This is a genomic window from Streptosporangium nanhuense (assembly GCF_059358815.1).
The window spans coordinates 22211-39671 of the sequence record NZ_JCADBG010000008.1 but is presented as its reverse complement, the minus strand read 5'-3'; the positions used below and the strand labels follow the sequence as shown (position 1 = coordinate 39671).

At 68.8% G+C, this 17461-nt stretch carries 14 protein-coding genes; 7 read left to right on the top strand and 7 right to left on the bottom strand.

Annotation, left to right across the window (positions count from 1 at the left end; genetic code table 11):
- Window positions 1-268: 268 nt before the first annotated feature.
- The 4 genes from AC5L38_RS17125 to AC5L38_RS17110 all read left to right on the top strand — a co-directional run bounded on the left by AC5L38_RS17125 (window position 269) and on the right by AC5L38_RS17110 (window position 4326).
- Window positions 269-877 carry a TetR family transcriptional regulator gene (locus tag AC5L38_RS17125; protein ID WP_495244031.1) on the top strand — a complete coding sequence of 203 codons (609 nt, stop codon included), beginning with the start codon at window positions 269-271 and terminating at the stop codon, window positions 875-877.
- 300 nt (window positions 878-1177) lie between these two features.
- A complete protein-coding gene (locus AC5L38_RS17120) occupies window positions 1178-2335 on the top strand; it encodes a steroid 3-ketoacyl-CoA thiolase (protein WP_495243792.1) in 1158 nt (385 codons plus the stop codon).
- Between the two features lie 259 nt (window positions 2336-2594).
- The gene (locus AC5L38_RS17115) at window positions 2595-3614 is read left to right on the top strand and encodes an MBL fold metallo-hydrolase (protein WP_495243791.1); all 1020 of its coding nucleotides are present in this window, start codon (window positions 2595-2597) and stop codon (window positions 3612-3614) included.
- A gap of 37 nt (window positions 3615-3651) precedes the next feature.
- Window positions 3652-4326 (top strand): FadR/GntR family transcriptional regulator, encoded by a 675-nt coding sequence (locus tag AC5L38_RS17110; RefSeq protein ID WP_495243790.1) that lies wholly within the window; start codon window positions 3652-3654, stop codon window positions 4324-4326.
- A gap of 18 nt (window positions 4327-4344) precedes the next feature.
- Here the strand turns inward: AC5L38_RS17110 and AC5L38_RS17105 are convergent, their stop codons facing one another.
- The gene (locus AC5L38_RS17105; protein WP_495243789.1) at window positions 4345-5571 is read right to left on the bottom strand and encodes an RNA polymerase sigma factor; all 1227 of its coding nucleotides are present in this window, start codon (window positions 5569-5571) and stop codon (window positions 4345-4347) included.
- A gap of 8 nt (window positions 5572-5579) precedes the next feature.
- On the bottom strand, window positions 5580-5936 hold the full coding sequence (locus AC5L38_RS17100; protein ID WP_495243788.1) for a YciI family protein: 357 nt from the start codon (window positions 5934-5936) through the stop codon (window positions 5580-5582).
- A 194-nt stretch (window positions 5937-6130) separates the two neighbouring features.
- Here AC5L38_RS17100 and AC5L38_RS17095 point away from each other — a divergent pair, with 194 nt between their 5' ends.
- The 3 genes from AC5L38_RS17095 (at window position 6131) to AC5L38_RS17085 (ending at window position 11034) form a co-directional block, all read left to right on the top strand.
- Window positions 6131-7129: a TIGR03564 family F420-dependent LLM class oxidoreductase gene (locus AC5L38_RS17095; protein ID WP_495243787.1), complete on the top strand. Its 999-nt coding sequence runs from the start codon at window positions 6131-6133 to the stop codon at window positions 7127-7129.
- Between the two features lie 231 nt (window positions 7130-7360).
- Window positions 7361-8830: a TIGR03619 family F420-dependent LLM class oxidoreductase gene (locus tag AC5L38_RS17090; RefSeq protein ID WP_495243786.1), complete on the top strand. Its 1470-nt coding sequence runs from the start codon at window positions 7361-7363 to the stop codon at window positions 8828-8830.
- A gap of 1700 nt (window positions 8831-10530) precedes the next feature.
- Window positions 10531-11034, top strand: coding sequence for a hypothetical protein (locus AC5L38_RS17085; RefSeq protein WP_495243785.1), 504 nt, complete (start codon window positions 10531-10533; stop codon window positions 11032-11034).
- 699 nt (window positions 11035-11733) lie between these two features.
- Here AC5L38_RS17085 and AC5L38_RS17080 read toward each other — a convergent pair.
- The 5 genes from AC5L38_RS17080 to AC5L38_RS17060 form a co-directional block, all read right to left on the bottom strand.
- A complete protein-coding gene (locus tag AC5L38_RS17080) occupies window positions 11734-12639 on the bottom strand; it encodes a hypothetical protein (RefSeq protein ID WP_495243784.1) in 906 nt (301 codons plus the stop codon).
- 125 nt (window positions 12640-12764) lie between these two features.
- Window positions 12765-13700, bottom strand: a complete 936-nt coding sequence (locus AC5L38_RS17075; protein WP_495243783.1) for an aldo/keto reductase — start codon at window positions 13698-13700, stop codon at window positions 12765-12767.
- Between the two features lie 156 nt (window positions 13701-13856).
- Window positions 13857-14870, bottom strand: a complete 1014-nt coding sequence (locus AC5L38_RS17070; RefSeq protein WP_495243782.1) for an ABC transporter permease — start codon at window positions 14868-14870, stop codon at window positions 13857-13859.
- A complete protein-coding gene (locus AC5L38_RS17065) occupies window positions 14867-16363 on the bottom strand; it encodes a sugar ABC transporter ATP-binding protein (protein WP_495243781.1) in 1497 nt (498 codons plus the stop codon). Before AC5L38_RS17065 ends, AC5L38_RS17070 begins: the two co-directional genes overlap by 4 nt.
- Window positions 16363-17424, bottom strand: a complete 1062-nt coding sequence (locus tag AC5L38_RS17060; RefSeq protein WP_495243780.1) for a sugar ABC transporter substrate-binding protein — start codon at window positions 17422-17424, stop codon at window positions 16363-16365. The genes AC5L38_RS17065 and AC5L38_RS17060 overlap by 1 nt, the downstream gene beginning before the upstream one ends.
- Between the last annotated feature and the right edge of the window lie 37 nt (window positions 17425-17461).

Genomic DNA, 17461 nt, shown 5'->3' with positions numbered 1-17461 from the left:
GCCCTTCCGGAAAGTAGAACAGATTCTATTCTGTGTCCAGAGGCAGCCAATCGCAATAAGTCGCCGCATAACCGCCGCACCGCATATGCCATGTAAGCGCGGGGCATCTTTGTGACTGGCGAGTAACCCATCGGAGTATCCGGAAATCAGATAACGTGTTCTCATGCGCACCTCGCATGTGACCACCGGTACGCCGGTCACCCCGCACCGGGCCGGCAGGCACGCACCGAGCGACGCCGATCCGGCCACGACCGAGGGGGCATCCGGCATGCAGAGCGAATCGGCGTCCACGGGTGTCCGCACCAGGAGCCAGCACCAGCGGCGCAAGCGCATCGTCCAGGCCGCCGCGGCCCTCGCCTCGCGGGGCGGCGTCGAGGCGATGCAGATGCGAACCGTCGCCGAGCGCGCCGGGGTCGCGCTCGGGACGCTCTACCGATACTTCCCCTCCAAGATGGATCTCGTCGTCGCCGTCGTCGGCGAGGAGATCGATCTCCTGGAGACCAGCATCGAGCGCCGCCCGCCCAACGCCGCCACGGCCTCCGGCCGGGCCGTCGACGTCCTGATGCGCGCCACCCGGGGCCTGATGCGCGAGCCCGAGCTCGCCGACGCGCTCATCCGCTCGTTGATCATGGCCGATGTCGACATACCGTTCGGCGACCGCATGGCGGGGCTGCTGCTCCGCGTCGCCGGCGACGACCTCACCGTCGAGACCGCGACCGAGGAGCAGTTCGCCCTGGCGGGCTCGCTGTCCAGCGTCTGGGTGCACGAGCTCATGGAGATGCTCAGGGGCCGCCGCACGTACGAGCAGATCCAGCGCCGCATCGAGATCGCCGCCGGGCGCCTGCTCGCCGACTTCCAGCCCTCCCCCTCCGGCTGAGGCCCCGTCCGCCGGGCGCCCCTCTCCCTCCCGGGACCGTCCCGTCCGGGACCGCCGGAGGCCCCGTCCCGCCGGGAACCCGTCCCACCGGGGCACCGCTCCATCGGGCGCCGTCGGGGCGCCATCGGGAGCACCGTTCCACCGGAAACCCCGCCGCTCCTTCCGCCTGAAACTAGAACCCGTTACAGTCGCTACGGAAGCGACTAGAGCGACATTCTGGAGTGGCGCGCGACCGGGCGGATCGGCGGGAACGGTCGCCCGGTGGCCGCGAGCTCCGACCCGGATGGCGAGGAGATCGTTATGGGTGCGGTGATCGTCGAGGCCGTGAGGACCCCGATCGGCAGGCGCAACGGATGGCTCGCCGGGCTGAAGCCGCAGGCGGTCCTCGCCGCGGCGCTCAACGGCCTGGTCGGCAGGTCGGGCATCGATCCCGGCGCGGTGGAACAGGTTTTCGCCGGATGCGTCACGCAGGCCGGGGAGCAGGGCGGCCACGTCGGGCGGCACGCCTGGCTCTACGCCGGGCTGCCGTACCAGACGGGCGTGACCACGATCGACGCGCAGTGCGGCTCCTCGCAGCAGGCGGTGCACCTGGTCGCGGCGCTCATCCAGGCCGGGGTCATCGACGTCGGCGTGGCCTGCGGCGTCGAGGTGATGAGCCGGGCGCCGCTCGGCTCCAACGTGCTGCCCGCCAACCCCAGGCCCGACGACTGGGCCATCGACCTTCCCGACCAGTTCACCGCCGCCGAGCGGATCGCGCGACGGCGCGGGCTGACCCGCGAGCGGCTCGACCGGTTCGGCGCCAGGTCCCAGGGCCTCGCCGCGGAGGCGTGGGCCCAGGGCCGCTTCGACCGGGAGGTCGTCCCGGTGACCGCGCCGGTCCTCGGCCAGGACGGGGAGCCCACCGGCGAGACCCGCGTCGTCGACAGGGACCAGGGGCTGCGCGAGACCACCGTCGAGGGGCTGTCCGCGCTCAGGCCCGTCATGGGCGAGGACGGCCTGCACACCGCGGGCACCTCCTCCCAGATCTCCGACGGCGCGGCGGCGGTGCTCCTGATGAGCGAGGAGGCCGCCGCCCGGCACGGCCTGCGGCCCCGGGCCCGCGTCCTCGCCCAGGCGCTCGTCGGCTCCGAGCCGTACTACCACCTGGACGGGCCGGTGGACGCGACCGCCAGGGTTCTGTCCGTCACCGGGATGAGCGCGGCCGACATCGACAGGTTCGAGGTGAACGAGGCGTTCGCCTCGGTAGTCTTGTCCTGGGCGTCGGTGCACAAGCCGGACATGGAACGGGTCAACGTCAACGGCGGCGCCATAGCGCTCGGCCATCCGGTCGGAGCGACCGGTTCCCGGCTGATCACCACCGCCCTGCACGAGCTTGAGCGGTCCGACTCCTCGACCGCGCTGGTGGCGATGTGCGCGGGAGGGGCGCTCGCGACCGCGACCATCCTGGAGCGCCTCTGAGCGGCACCGCCGACGGGACGCCCGCGAACGGCGCCGACCCCCTGGAGCGTCTTGAGCGACACCGGCACCCCGGACCGCCCCGGGCGGTACCGATGACCTGGAGCACCCATGGGCGGCGCCCGCCACCCGGAGCGCCCCCTCGCACGGCACCGACGGCCCGGAACGTCACGGGCGGCGCCGTTCGAGCCATGCGAGCCGTTCAGGCTGTTGTACGAGAAGCACCGTTGAGATCCCGCAGGCCGCACAAGGAGCACCACCGTTGAAATCCCGCCGCAGGCCGTACAGCGAGCAGCGCCCGTTCGACACCGGCGGCGGGGTGTGGAGCGTGCCCGTCCCGATCCCCGGCAACCCGCTCGGATACACGCTGGTCTACGCGATCGAGTCCCCCGCCGGTCCCGTGCTGGTCGACGCGGGCTGGAACGCCCCCGAGGCGTGGCTGGCGCTGCGCGACGGGCTGGGGGCGGTCGGCATGGACGTCCGCGACGTGCGCGGGGTGGTCGTGACCCACTTCCACCCCGACCACGCCGGGCTGGCGGGCCGGGTCAGGGAGGAGTCCGGCGCGTGGATCGCCATGCACGAGGCCGACGCCGCGCTGATCAGCTTCATGCGCGAGTTCCAGGGTGACGCGCACCGCGACTTCCAGGCGGACATGCTGCGCCGGGCGGGAGCGGGAACCGTCGAGGTGGAGGAGGTGACGGGGAACCGGCCGCAGCCGCCCGCGGTACCCGACCGCGTCCTCACCGACGGCGACCTGATCGACCTGCCGGGGCGCAGGCTCCGGACGATCTGGACGCCCGGCCACACCCCCGGCCACGTCTGCCTGCACCTGGAGGACGCCGACCGGATCTTCACCGGTGACCACGTGCTGCCGGCGATCACGCCGCACATCGGGATCTATCCGTACGACCGCGCGGACGTGGATCCGCTCAGCGACTTCCTGGAGTCGCTGGAGAAGGTGAAGGGCCTGGGACGGCTCGAAGCCCTCCCCGCCCATGAATGGATATTTCCGGATACGGGGACTCGGGCGACGGAGATCGTCGTCCATCACGAGGAGAAGCTCCGACGGCTGGCCGCCCTGCTCGCCGAGGCGGAGGAGCCCCTCACCATCTGGGAGATCGCCGGACGTATGACCTGGAACCGCCCGTGGGAGGACTTCCCGCCCGTGCTGCGCGGGATGGCGGCAGGAGAGGCCGCGGCCCATCTGCGCACGCTGGAGGTCCGCGGAATCATCCGTCGCGTGACGGGAGTGGATCCGGTCCGGTTCGCCATACACTCATAGACATCGGATGTCTTGCGCGACCTGAGGACGGTGCAGAGTGGCGGTCACCGACGCCGCTATCGACAAGATCAAGCAGATGATCCTGTCTGGCGAGCTCGCCCCGGGCAGCAGGCTGCCCAAGGAGGCCGACCTGGCCGATCGGCTCGGCCTGTCGCGCAACTCGCTGCGCGAGGCCGTCAGGGCCCTGGCACTGATCAACGTGCTGGACGTGCGCCAGGGCGACGGCACGTACGTGACCAGCCTGGAGCCGAGGCTGCTGCTCGACGCGATGTCGTTCGTGGTCGACTTCCACCAGGACGACACCGTGCTGCAGTTCTTCCAGGTCCGGCGGATCCTGGAGCCCGCGGCGACCGCGATGGCGGCGACGCACATGTCAGAGTCCGAGGTCGCCGAGCTGCGCAAGATCCTCGACGAGCTGCCTCCCGACCCGAGCGTCGAGCAACTGGTCGCCAACGACCTGGAGTTCCACCAGCGCATCGCGGCGGGCTCGGGCAACGCGGTGCTGTGCTCCCTCATCGAGAGCCTCTCGGGGCCCACCACCAGGGCCAGGATCTGGCGGGGCCTCACCCAGGAGAACGCCCTGGAGAAGACCCGCGAGCAGCACACCGCGATCTGCGACGCCATCGCCGCCCACCAGCCGGAGGTGGCCCGCGCCTGGGCCACGGTCCACATCGCCGGTGTCGAGGAGTGGCTCCGCAACGCCCTCGCCTGACGGTCCCGAGCGCCCGGGTCAGGTGAGCGCCTCGCGGTTGCGGCGCAGGAAGTCGCGCTCGGCCGCGTTGCCGGTGAGGGTGATCGCCTCCTCGTAGGCCCGCGCTGCCTCGGCGGTGCGGCCCAGCCGCCGGAGCAGGTCGGCGCGGACGGCGTGGAACAGGTGATGGCCGCCGAGGTCGAGGCCGTCGACCAGGGCGAGCGCCGCCCCCGGCCCGTCGACCTCGGCCACCGCGACCGCGCGGTTGAGCGCGACCACCGGGTTGGGGGCCAGGGCCAGGAGCCGGTCGTACAGCGCCAGGATCTGCCACCAGTCGGTGAGGGCCGCGGTCGGCGCGTCGCTGTGGACGGCGTTGATCGCGGCCTGGATCTGGTACGGGCCGGGGCGGTCGCGCCGCAGGCACCACCGGACGATGTCCTGTCCCTCGGCGATCAGGTCGCGGTCCCAGCGGTCCCGGTCCTGGTCCGCCAGCAGCACCAGGTCGCCGTCCGGCGTGGTGCGGGCGACCCGGCGCGACTCGACGAGCAGCATGAGCGCGAGCAGCCCCATCACCTCGGGTTCGCCGGGCATCAGCCCGGCCAGGAGGCGTCCCAGCCGGATCGCCTCCGCGCAGAGGTCCTCGCGGACCAGCCGCTCGCCCGAGCTCGCCGTGTGGCCCTCGGTGAAGATGAGGTAGACCACGGCCAGGACGGCCCGGAGGCGGTCGGGGAGATCGGCCTCGACCGGGACGCGGTACGGGATCCCCGCGTCACGGATCTTGCTCTTGGCGCGGACCAGCCGCTGGGCCATGGTCGCCTCGGGGACCAGGAAGGCCCTGGCGATCTCGGCGGTGGTGAGCCCGCCCAGGAGCCGCAGTGTCAGCGCGACCCGGACGTTGGCGGCGAGCGCGGGGTGGCAGCAGGTGAAGATCAGGCGGAGCCGGTCGTCGCGCACGGCGCCCTCCTCCAGCGGTTCGTCTCCGGCGTGCGGGGCGTGCAGCAGGGCCGCCTGGGCGTGGCGGTCCTGACGGGTCGCCTCCCGCCGGAAGCGGTCGATCGCCCTGTTGCGGGCGGTGGTGACGATCCACCCCGCCGGGCTCGGCGGCAGGCCGGTGGAGGGCCACCGGCGCACCGCCACGGTGAACGCGTCCTGGACCGCCTCCTCGGCGAGGTCGATGTCACCGAGGAGACGCACCAGGACGGCGACCGCGCGCCCGTACTCGGCACGGAACACGCGGTCGATCTCCGAGACGGGGATGCCCGGCATACCGGACGTCAGCCGTCCACCTCGCCCTGGAACGGCCGCACCTCGATGGGGAGGAGGCCGATCGCCAGGGCGAGCCTGCGCCCCCATTCGAGCGCCGCGTCGAGGTCGGGCGCCCTGATGACCGTGAACCCGCCGAGGTGTTCCCTGCCCTCGGTGTACGGACCGTCGGTCATGAGCGTGTCACCGTCCTTGACCCGGACCACGGTCGCCGTGTCCGGGGAGTGCAGGCCGCCGGAGAAGACCCACACGCCGGCGGTCCTCATCTCCTGTTCCAGGGCCTCCAGGTTGCGTGCGATCGGCTCCAGCACCTCGGGAGCGGGGGAACCTCCGTCGGGCTGGTAGATGCTGAGCAAATACTGTTTCATCGCGCGTCCCTCCTGGACGACCGGTGCGGCGTCGTCGCCGCCTTCCTACCCCTTACACGAACGGCGTCCGACGGGATCGACACCGGGCGCGGCCGTCCTTCGAAAAGATCGGGGCCAAAATACTTGCCTTAGGCAATATATTGACTGAGTAAAGATTTCTGGCCGGCTTCACGGCCGAACGATTGGAGTACGCCATGCGCATCGGTGTCGCACTGCCCACCGATCACACGCGGCTGTCCGCCGAAGCCAACTCCGTCGACACCCTGATCGGCGAGACCCGGGAGCTCGCCGACGCGGGGCTCACCTCGGCCTGGTTCACCCAGCGGTTCGACCACGACGCCATCACGGTGGCCGCGCTGGCCGCGCGCGAGGTGCCCGGCATCGACGTCGGCACCGCGATCGTGCCGATCTACCCCCGCCACCCGATCGCGATGTCGATGCAGGCCCAGACCGCGCAGGCGGCCGGCCACGGACGCTTCACGCTGGGCGTCGGCATGTCGATCAGGTCGTTCGTCGAGGAGACCTACGGGATCGCGCCGCACCCCAGGATCAGGCATCTGCGGGAGTACCTGGAGGTGCTGCGCGACCTCTTCGAGAACGGCACCGCGAACCTGGACGGCGAGACGCTGGTCGCCAGGACCTCCCTGCCGGCGAGCGTGCCGGGCGCGCGGCCGCGGGTGCCGGTGCTGGTCGCGGCGGCGGGCGAGCTGACCCTGCGCGCCGCGGGCGAACTCGCCGACGGCGCGCTGCCGATCCTGTCCGGCCCGCGCACGCTCGCCGAGTACACCGTGCCGACCATCACCCGGTACGCGGAGGCGGCCGGCCGGCCCGCGCCCCGGGTCGCCGCGATCGTCTCCGGCGTGGTGACCGCCGACGTGGCGGGCGCCCGGGCCCGCGCGGAGCAGAACATGGGGTACTACGGGACCATCCCGTCCTATCGCGCGGCACTGGACCGCGAGGGCGTCGACAACCCCGCCGACCTGGTGGCGATCGGGGACGAGGAACTCCTCGCGGACCAGGTGGCCGCGTACTTCGAATCGGGCGTGACCGAACTCGTCTACACCCAGACCTCGATCGGTTCCGCGGAGGACGAGCGCCGCACCTGGAGACTGCTCGGCGAGCTGGCCGCGGGACACCGGCGCGAACCGGCAGGCGCCGGGCCGGCACCCGCTCCGGGAACCGGCGCGTCGTAGACGGTGTCCGCCGGCTCATCACGACCCCCGAGTCAAACCCGATGTCCTCGGCGGCGCTTTCAGGGGTGGGAGAGCCCGCGTCTCAAGTCTGGCGTCCTCGGCGACGCTTTCAAGGCTGGGAGGAGCCCGCGTCGGCCGCGGAGTGCCGGCGGTATCGGCCTGGGCATCTGCGCCTGGCGTTCGGCCGCGTCTCCCGCGTCCTCCGCGTCCTCCGCGTCTTCTGTGTCTTCTGTGGCCGCCGCGTCCCCGGCACCCTCCCGGCCGCACCGGCGCCTGCCGGAGTTCTCCGGCTCCGCCTATCTCCAGGCGCTCCTCGCCAACGTCCTCAACCCGAGGGCGGCCTCCATCTACCTGACCCTGATGCCGCAGTTCGTCACCCCCGGCGAGTCGCTCGGCGGCCAGCCCCTCACCCTGGCCACCACCCACGCGCCGCTGATCGCGCTCTGGCTCCTCGGGGTGGACGCTCCGGGCCACGCGCTCTCGCCCCGGCCCGCACGTGACCTTTCCCACACGATCGCGAACGTCATCACAGAAGACCACGTCGCCTCGTCTCCAATGGAGAACAGAGAGGAGATCGAGGGAGCGTGTCCGGCCGCCGGTGCCCGTTCCGGCGAGGCGACCGTCCCTTTGTACGCGTGGCCTTCGGCCGTTCCTCGCCGGGGCGGCCGACGGCACGATCCAGGGCGGTCGTCCGCGATCGCCACCACCGGGCCCCCGGCCGGCGCCGATCACGGATTCCTTTACAGAACGATTTCCGAGCTGTTCAACAGAATCACGACACAGAAGAGGGTGATGGCAATGCGAATCGGTCTGTCCCTGCCACAGATGGGGGCGATCGCCGAGCCCGGTCGCGTGGGAGAGTTCGCGGCCAGGGCGGAGGAACTCGGGTACGACAGCCTGTGGGCGCAGGACCGGATTCTGACGCCCTTGCGGCCCTCTCCCATCTATCCGGGTTTCACCCCGGAGCAGCCATGGCCGCCCGAGCAGGCCCGCGTCGCGGACCCGATCGTCGCTCTGACCCTCGCCGCGTCCGTCACCAGCCGCGTCCGGTTGTCCACCAGCACGTTCAACGCCACATGGCACCACCCGCTGTTTCTCGCGCGTACGTTCACCTCACTGGATCTGCTCAGCCGGGGACGGCTCGACCTGGGGTTCGGCATCGGCTGGATGCGTACCGAGTACGAGGCCCTCGGCATTCCCTTCGCCGGGCGTGGGGCGCGGCTGGAGGAGATCATCACCGCGATGCGGACGATCTGGGCCGACGACACGTTCGAGCACGAGGGGGAACTCTGGCGGATCCCGCCCTCTCGCCTTGAGCTACGTCCCTTCCAGCCGGGCGGACCCCCGCTCCTGCTGGGCGGCTACGGGCCGGAGGCGCTGAAGCGCGTCGGCCGCCTCGCGGACGGCTGGCTGCCCGCCGCCACGGCCGTCGACGGGCTACAGGTCGAGGCGCTCGCCCAGATATGGGAACTGGTCAGGCACACCGCCGCGTCGGCGGGCCGCGACCCGGACACCCTGCGGCGCGAACTCCGCATCAACACCTCGCCCGGCGGGCCGGTCGACGACGCCGTACGAGTGGCGCTCACCGCGCGGGACGCCGGCTACGAGGGCGCGTTCATCGATCTCCACTACATCGCCACGGGCACCGACCACGCGCTGGAACTAGCGGCCCGCGCCAAGGAACTGTACGAGAGGGGCTGAGAGACGAGGACGGGCCCCGGGCCCTCGCCGATCGGCCCCGCGGGCAAGCCCCGGAGCCGCGGCGGGCGGGCCTGGCCGCGGACCGTGATCGCGGCATCGGCGAGGTCGGAGACCTAGCTGATCGCCTTCCGGCGTCGTTTCAGGATCCTTGAGCAGCAACCGAACAGCCAGTGACGTCAGCAAGCCATCTGGGCACGGGCCAGTGAGGTGATCTCAGCGAAACAGTTCGGGGCGATCGGAATTCCCTGGATGCCGGTAACGGCGTTCCGGGCCTTTCGGGAGGAGTCATCGAAGGCCGGGAACAGACGTGGAGCCCTTGTGGAAGAGCTCTCACCACAAGAGTTCTCGGTCGGCCGGAAGGCTCCGCGTGATCGCTCATCGTGCCACGCTCGATGTCTCCCGCGTACCGGTTCACTACACCGCCGGGTTACTGCGGGCCGAACGCTGGTTGCGTGCACGCCCACCGGCGGCCGGGCCTTGACCCCGTTCCGCCAAGCGGTCATGGTGCTGCGAGGTCGAGCCCGGCTCCGTCCATGACCTGACCGCCGCCCGCGCCCTGGGCGCGCTGTACGCCGCCGCACGCGGCCTGCCCACTCTCACCGACAGCGGCTGCAACGGCACCGGGATGGCATTCACACGCCGATCAAGCAGTCCGAAGGCAACCAGATCCTCAGCCCCGGCAACCGGCTCCTGCACGCTCTACGCTGCCTCGGCGAACGCGGATTCGCCCTGTTCAAAGACCGCTGGAGGATCCTCCGGCACATCACCGTCAGCCCCGGCCGAATTAGCGACATCGCCCGCGCTGCTCTCGTCCTCTACCCGCTTCGAGCACAGCCACCTACCGGGAATTCATTGAAGTCACCGCATTGCTTCGCTTTGCATCAAGAGATTTTGATTGGTTTGCATCTTTTGACCTGTTTCAACAGGTGCGACTGCTCGTGTGGACACCGGGAGTTCTCCCAGGACGAGCTGCAAGCCGGACGATGAACAGGGAAGACCGATCACCAGCAGGTATCATATAGTAGTGATTCAATAACGAACCGTAGTGTCGCCATTAGCAAACCTCTATCTTTTGACGATGAGGGCGCGCATGCTATTAAAGGCACGAATCATACGAGATCAGACAATCCGCCTCATTATCGATACAAGCGCACAATGTTCGCAAAATGGACAATAACAATTTAGGCAGTTCATGAGGAATTGATGATAGCTGTAGACGTCGCTGGCTAACGTCCATGGCATGAGTCAGTCAGATTGAGACTACGTACGCCGAGAGGCCTGTAAGTGCGGGCCACCTCCCGAACTGTGCGTAACAGACGATGAAGTGCTGACTCATCATACGAAAACTGTAGATCAGTTTCTTAACGTACCTCGCATTGAAACCGAACGCGAAGTTTCCCTTCTCAGAGGCAAACTCACCATCAAAGAGGCTACGCGCTACCGCTTCAGGCGAGGAGGCCTCGCAGCTATACAGGCAGCAGTCGAAAGATCAAGTGTCCGCCACACCATAGCCAGCCAGCTAAGAGAATCGGGTTTCGCAGTGGTACATACACCGGGAAGGATGATCAATGGCCCTCATGTCTCAGTGGTATGGCCTGCTGACGACCCGTTGGAGAGGCAGGACATCCCTTGGCCGGACGACGTGGCGAAAAGGTTCGATAGCTGTTTTATTGGGCATGACCAGACGTGAGGTGGTTACGGTGAACCTTGACTCGCTAGTGAAGCAGGGCCGTCTGCCATGGCGTCCAAATGCTCATTCAAGTCGCCTGGAAGTATTTCATCAATACGAGATCCCGCTTACAGGCATCTTTTGGATGGGACAATCGGCGGTTCTCTTCACGATGGCGTTTGAGGGCGACAAAGAGCTCTCAATCTGGGCATACGTTAAGCTCGACAAAGAAGTAGCAAAAGATATACCAGCACTTACGTTTGATTCCCCTGAGGCGCTGGACGAGTGGGTCGATGGCAAGTTCCTCGGACGGGAAGCTGTATTCGCCATCGTCCATGGCGACAGGATCGGATCCCGATGGACACGGCTTCAGGTGGACTCTGGTTTGCTGGAAGCAACAGACGCTTTCCTTACTGCGGTCATCCAGAGTTTAGACAGAGTCGAAGATACCGCTAGTAGGATTCGGGCCAAGATAGCAGGACTCAACGCCGCTCGATCTGAGCTTCCCGACAGTCCTGAGCTCCTGAAAATTTAGTGGACCTTTATTCACCTCACCTCGCCGAGGTGAAGCACAGGGATCATTCTGACGAGTCGACCTGCTCAGAGGGTGTGCGCCAGGACTTCGCTCGCATGCCGAGGTTACGAAGCCTGGCGTCGCCAAACACCGAAGTTGCCCGGCCAGGGCATGGTATTGACGCACTCCTTTACGTCATCGAGGGTCGGCGGGCATGGGTAGCGGGCAGACGTGAGAGCTCTCAAAGATCGATCGGTAACGCGATTGCGAAGCCCCGGATTGGAATGCTCGGAGCTTTCAGCATGAGGGCCTGGGTTGCGCAGCCGGCGTTCGTCGTGCAGGAATCGGGCGAGATAGTGCACGAATGCGCGGGATATATGGAGCGTGGCACGATGAGCAATCACGCGGAGCTTTCGGCCGACTGACAATTTTTTGTGGTGAGAGCTCTTCCACCGGGGCTCCACGTCTTTTTCCGGCCTTTGGCGACTCCTCCCGAAATGGCCGGAACGCCGTTACAGGCATCCAAGAAATCCCAATTGCCCCGAAGTATTCCGCTGAGATCACCTCAGTGTCACCGGATATTTTCGATGCGGATGACGTGGCCGGTTTTCGTCTTGATTCATGGGGACTTTCCCTCGTCGTCAAGCGAGTGCGGCAGCTCCCCGTCCGCGCCGGCCCGGCAAGGCTCACCGGCCGTCTCCACGACTTCAGGGCCGTCGGTCACGGGCAGTCCTTTTTGACGGGACAAGGCCGTATCTCCGTTACCCAGGCCGCCTGGACGTTCTTCCCCTTCACGTTCTTCCGGACGGCGTACGACGAAAAATTGCCGATGATCCCATACACCAACCCGTCGCGGGCCGCACGCCGGAGGTCGGCCGGGTTCAGCCCGAAACCGGCCAGAATCGGCTCGTCCTCGGCCGTCAGTGTCGACACCCAGCTTCTGAACTGACTGACCGACGAGTAATCGACGCACGGCTCGGGCAGTCCCTTACCCGAACACCCCTCGTGGGCCGGCCAGTATACGGCCTTGCCCCCCACCTTCCGGCGGGAGAGGAAGACGTCCCTCGCCGGCCCGTTTTCCAGCCCGAGGCTCTTTTCCGTCACCGGCTTCCTGAATTCGATCACGGTGGTCGTCATCACCCCCGGCCTCAGCTCGCCCAGGGACTCGACACCGGAAATTCCCTGCGTACCCGACCCGAACTCGGCGACGGCGGCGGTGAGGCCGGTCGGTGGGAGCTTGGAGATGTCCTGCACCTCACCCGCCAGGCTCACCTTCACCCAGTAGGGCGATTCGAAGGAGATGAACGGACCGGCGTAAGGTCGTGCGGCAGTCCCCACGAACCGGAACTCGTAGCCGCCCAGGGCGGGCCAGAGCTCGGACCCTCCCATGACGAACTTGCGATCCGGGTTGGCGACCATGGCGGCATTCCCGACCACCGTCAGGAGATGGTCGTTCGAGACGACCATCGGCATGTCAGACTGCCGAGCCGGAAGGTCCGACTCCTGTATACGAAGGTCCGATTGCACTGCCCGGAGATCGGAATGCGTTGCCCCCTCCCCCGCCGCACACGATGTCAGCAAGAGCATCAGGCCGGCCGTGGCACCGGCGGCCAACGACTGCTTCACGGACTCGCCTCCGCTTCTCGTCGTCGAACCGTCGCCCCATCCTGACGCCTCCGGGTCCGCTGCGGTGACCGGAGTCTCCTCGCGGTGAAAAGAGGTGGCGGGGAATCAGGCCCGTCACCGGACCGTCAGGGAATCAGGCCCTCGGCGGCCAGATCGGCCCACAGGGCTTCGGGGACGGGCCTGGCGGTCAGGTCGACGTTGCGGGTGACCTCGGCGGCGGAGCGGGCGCCGATGACCACGCTGGTGACGGCCGGGTGGCGCAGGGGGAAGGCGAGGGCCGCCTGGGGGAGGGTGACGTCGTGGCGCTCGCAGACGGCGGCGACGCGGCGGGCGCGCTCCAGGAGCGGGCCGGGGGCCGGGGCGTAGTCGTAGGTGCCCGCCGGGTCGTGGGTGGCGAGCAGGCCGCTGTTGAACACCCCGGCGGCGAACACCGAGACGCCGCGCTCGGCGCACAGCGGCAGCAGCTCCTCCTCCCCCGACTGGTCGAGGAGGGTGTAGCGCCCGGCGAGCATCACCATGTCGACGCCGGTCTCGCGGACGAACCTGGTGAGCATCGCCGCCTGGTTCATGCCGGCCCCGACGGCCTTGACGACGCCCTGGTCGCGCAGTTCGGCCAGGGCCGGGTACGCCTCGGAGACGGCCTGCTCCCAGTGGTCGTCCGGGTCGTGGATCAGCACGATGTCGACCGCGTCGAGGCCGAGCCGCTCCAGGCTCTCCTCCAGCGACCGCAGCACCCCGTCGCGCGAGAAGTCCCACACCCGGCGCAGGTCGGCGGGGACGTCGAAGCCCTGGTCGTCCCGGCCGAAGGGGCCCTCGCCGGTGGCGGGCACAAGCAGGCGGCCGACCTTGGTGGACAGGGTGTAGGAGTCGCGGGGCCGCTCCGCGAGGGCGGTGCCGAGCCGCCGTTCCGACAGGCCGAGCCCGTAGTGGGGCGCGGTGTCGAACACGCGGACCCCCGCCTCGTAGGCCGCGTCCACCGCCGCGCGCGCCACGTCCTCGCCGACCTCCGAGAACAGGTTCCCGATCGGGGCCGTACCGAAGCCGTATCTGCTGACCTGCACCGCTCGCTCCGTTCTGTACGGCTTCATGTTTCTCGTGCCGCTTGATGCATTTGTATCGCTTCACGGCTCGCGCCCGTACGGCTTTCACCTCTCCCGTACGGGCCGCGCTTCCGCGTGGCTCAGCCCGTGTCAAAGGCGCACGCCACCGTCACAGCGTCAATCTTGGGCCTTGCCGCCAGCCAGGCGGCTGATCATCAGGGCGACCAGGATGATCGAGCCGTAGACGAGCTGCTTCCACTCGCCGGGGACGCCCTTGAGGGTCAGGATGTTCTCGACGAGTCCGATCACCAGGACGCCGGTGAGCGCGCCGAGGATCGTGCCCTTGCCGCCGTCCATGCTGACGCCGCCGATGACGGCCGCGGCGAAGGCCATGAAGATCCAGCCGACGCCCTGGTTGGCGCTGATGCCGCCCAGGCGGCCGGTCTCCAGCACCCCGGCGAGCGCGGCGACGATCCCGCCGATGACGAAGACGACCCAGACGACCCGCTCGACCCTGATGCCGGCCGCGCGGGCGGCGTCGGCGTTGCCGCCGATGGCGTAGAGCGAGCGGCCGGCCCGGAAGTAGCCGAGGGCGACGATGGCCACCGCGAAGAGGACGCCGGTGATCCAGATGGCCGCCGGCAGGCCCAGCCAGCTGGCGCTGCCGAGATAGAGGAACGACTCGGGCAGCTCGAACAGGCTCTTGCCCTGGGTGAGGCCCAGCTGCAGGCCGTGCACGACGATCATCATGGCGAGCGTGACGATGAAGGCCGACAGCTGGAAGCGCAGGATCAGGAAGCCGTTGAAGGCGCCGACCAGGCCGCCGACCAGCAGGCACAGCGGGATGGCCAGGATGCCGGGCAGCTCCAGGCCGAACCCGCCGGCCGCCACCGGGATGACCAGCATCACGCCGACGGCGGGCGCCATGCCGACCGTGGACTCCAGCGACAGGTCGAACTTGCCCGCGATCAGGATCAGCGCCTCGGCGAGGACCACCAGCGCCAGCGCCGACTGCTGCTGCAGCACGTTGGTCAGGTTGCCCGTGGTGAGGAAGACCGGGTCCACGAAGGAACCGGCGATCAGCAGAACGATGATCACCGGGACCAGGGTGAGGTCGCGGAAGCGCCCGAGCTGGATACGGCGGCCGGTCGGGGCCGCCAGCACGGGCGGGGGGGTCTTTGTCGTGGTCATGAGTGGTCGATACCTTCCATCGCCGCCACCAGCTCGTTGTCGGTCCAGCCGCGCGGCACGTCCTTGACGATCCTGCCGTGGAACATGACGAGGACGCGATCACAGATGCGCAGGTCGTCGAGTTCGTCGGAGACCAGCACGGCCCCCGCCCCCCGCTCGGCCGCGTCCTCCACGGCGCCGAGCAGGGAGTGCTTGGCCTTGACGTCCACCCCGGCGGTCGGGTTGATGACCACGAGCGCGTTCGGGTCGTCGGCGAGCGCCCTGGCCAGCACCACCTTCTGGGCGTTGCCGCCGGACAGGTCGGCCACCGGCTGGTCGGGGCCCGTCGTCTTGATGTCCAGCAGGTCGATCATCCCGGCACCGCGCTCGCGGCGGCGGGCCGGGGAGACGGCGCCGTAGCGGCCGAGCTTGTGGGCGATCGGGATGGTCGCGTTCTCGGCGATCGACAGCAGCGGCACGAAACCCTGGTGGTGCCTGTCCTGGGGGACGAACCCGAGCCCGGCGCGGAGCGCGGAGGGCACGTCGCCCTGTTTGACGTCGGTGCCGTTGACGGTCACCGTCCCGCTGTCGGCCCGGTGCAGGCCGACCAGGGTCTCGGCGAGGCCGACCTTGCCGCTGCTGCCCGAACCGGCGAGACCGACGATCTCCCCCGCCCTGACGGCCAGGTCCACGTCCTCGTAGCGCCCGGCGAGGCTGAGCGCCTTCGCGGACAGCACCACGGGGGCCGCGGGGGCGACCGTCCGGGTGCGGTACTCGTAGGCGGCGGTGGCCTCGCCGGTCATCGCGTCCACGAGCTGGTCGTGGGGCAGGTCGCCCACCGGGGCGGTGACGATGTGCCGGGCGTCGCGGAAGACCGAGACGCTCTGGCAGATCTCGTACACCTCCTCCAGGTGGTGGGAGATGAACATCATCGTGACGCCCTGCTCGCGCAGGGAGCGCATCCGGTCGAAGAGCCGCTGGATGGCCGGGCCGTCGAGCTGCGCGGTGGGCTCGTCCAGGATGATGAACCGGGCGCCGAACGACAGCGCCCTGGCGATCTCCAGCAGCTGGCGCTGCTCGACCCCCAGGTCCCCGGCCATGGTCTCCGCGTCGACGTCCACGCCGTACTGCTCAAGCAGCTGGCGGGCCCGCGTGCGAAGGCTGCGCCAGCTGATCCTGCCCCGCTCTGTCTGGCGGTTCAGGAAGAGGTTCTCCGCGACGGACAGGGTGGGGATGATCGTCGACTTCTGGTAGACGCACGCGACCTTCTGCCGCCAGGCGTCCCGGTCGGCCGGCGACGGCGCGGGCTGCCCGGCGAAGCGGACCTCGCCCTCGTCGGGACGCTGGAGCCCGGTCAGGATCGACACCAGCGTGGACTTGCCCGCGCCGTTCCTGCCGACGAGCGCGTGCGTCTCCCCCTCGGTGATGGCGATCCCGGCACCGTTGAGCGCGGTGGTCGGGCCGAAGCGCTTGGTGATCCCAAGCGCCTCGACTGCCTTGACGGAAGATGTCATCACTTGACCTGGTTGCCCCAGAGAGCCTGGTCGTCCACGTTCTCCTTGGTGACCAGCGGGGCGGGGAGCTGGTCCTCAAGGCCGTTCGGCAGCTGGATGATCGTGCTGTCGTGGTCGGTCGGGCCGGGCTGGAAGGTCTTGCCCTCGGCGGCGGCCTTGGCGTAGAAGAGCGCGTACTTGGCGTAGAGGTCGGCCGGCTGGGAGACCGTGGCGTCGATCTCGCCCTTGCGGATCGCCTCGAACTCCTGCGGGATGCCGTCGTTGGAGACCACGAAGACGTGCTTGGGGTCCTCCGGCGGCACGATCAGGCCCTTGGCCTTGAGCACCTGCAGGGTGGGGGCGAGGTGGACGCCTCCGGCGTGCATGTAGACGCCCTTGATGTCCGGGTGCTGCTCAAGACGGGTCTGGAGCATGGAGGCGGCCTTGGTGCCCTCCCACTCGGTCGGCTCCTCGAAGACCGTGATGCCGGGGAACTTGTCCTTCATGCAGCCGCGGAACGCCTCGGCCCGGTCACGGCCGTTGATCGACGACAGCGCGCCCATGAGCTGGACGACCTTGCCCTTGCCGCCGAGCTTCTCGCCGAGGAACTCGCAGGCCTGCGTGCCGTACGCCTTGTTGTCGGCGCGCACGACCATGTAGACCTTGCCCTTGTCGGGGCGGGTGTCCACGGTGACGACCGGGATGTTCTTGCCCTCGAGCGTCTGCAGGGTGGAGGCGATGGCGCCGGTGTCCTGCGGGGCCATGACGATCACCTTGGCACCCTGGCCGGTCAGGGCCTGGGTGTTGGCGACCAGCTTGGCCACGTCGTTCTGCGAGTTGGTCGGCGGCATCAGGTCGACGCCCAGCTCGGTCGCCATCTGGGGGACGTACTTGTTGTACGAGTTCCAGAAATCGGAGTCGGTGCGGGGGAAGTCGATGCCGACCTTGGCGCCCGCGGGGGCGGCGGCCGCGTCACCGGAGGGCTGGGCCGCGGTGGTGGCGGGCTCCGACGATCCGCAGGCGGAGAGGGTGAAGGAGATCGCGAGCAGTGCCGCACCTGTCGCCGCGGGTCCGATTTTCATACCGTTGCCTCGATTCAAAGCTATATGGGGGGTGAAT

Coding starts and splice junctions, on each gene's coding strand:
- AC5L38_RS17100 (WP_495243788.1), bottom strand. CDS start 5,936: ATGAAACAGTATTTGCTCAGCATCTACCAGCCCGACGGAGGTTCCCCC.
- AC5L38_RS17095 (WP_495243787.1), top strand. CDS start 6,131: ATGCGCATCGGTGTCGCACTGCCCACCGATCACACGCGGCTGTCCGCC.
- AC5L38_RS17125 (WP_495244031.1), top strand. CDS start 269: ATGCAGAGCGAATCGGCGTCCACGGGTGTCCGCACCAGGAGCCAGCAC.
- AC5L38_RS17120 (WP_495243792.1), top strand. CDS start 1,178: ATGGGTGCGGTGATCGTCGAGGCCGTGAGGACCCCGATCGGCAGGCGC.
- AC5L38_RS17070 (WP_495243782.1), bottom strand. CDS start 14,870: ATGACCACGACAAAGACCCCCCCGCCCGTGCTGGCGGCCCCGACCGGC.
- AC5L38_RS17105 (WP_495243789.1), bottom strand. CDS start 5,571: ATGCCGGGCATCCCCGTCTCGGAGATCGACCGCGTGTTCCGTGCCGAG.
- AC5L38_RS17060 (WP_495243780.1), bottom strand. CDS start 17,424: ATGAAAATCGGACCCGCGGCGACAGGTGCGGCACTGCTCGCGATCTCC.
- AC5L38_RS17065 (WP_495243781.1), bottom strand. CDS start 16,363: ATGACATCTTCCGTCAAGGCAGTCGAGGCGCTTGGGATCACCAAGCGC.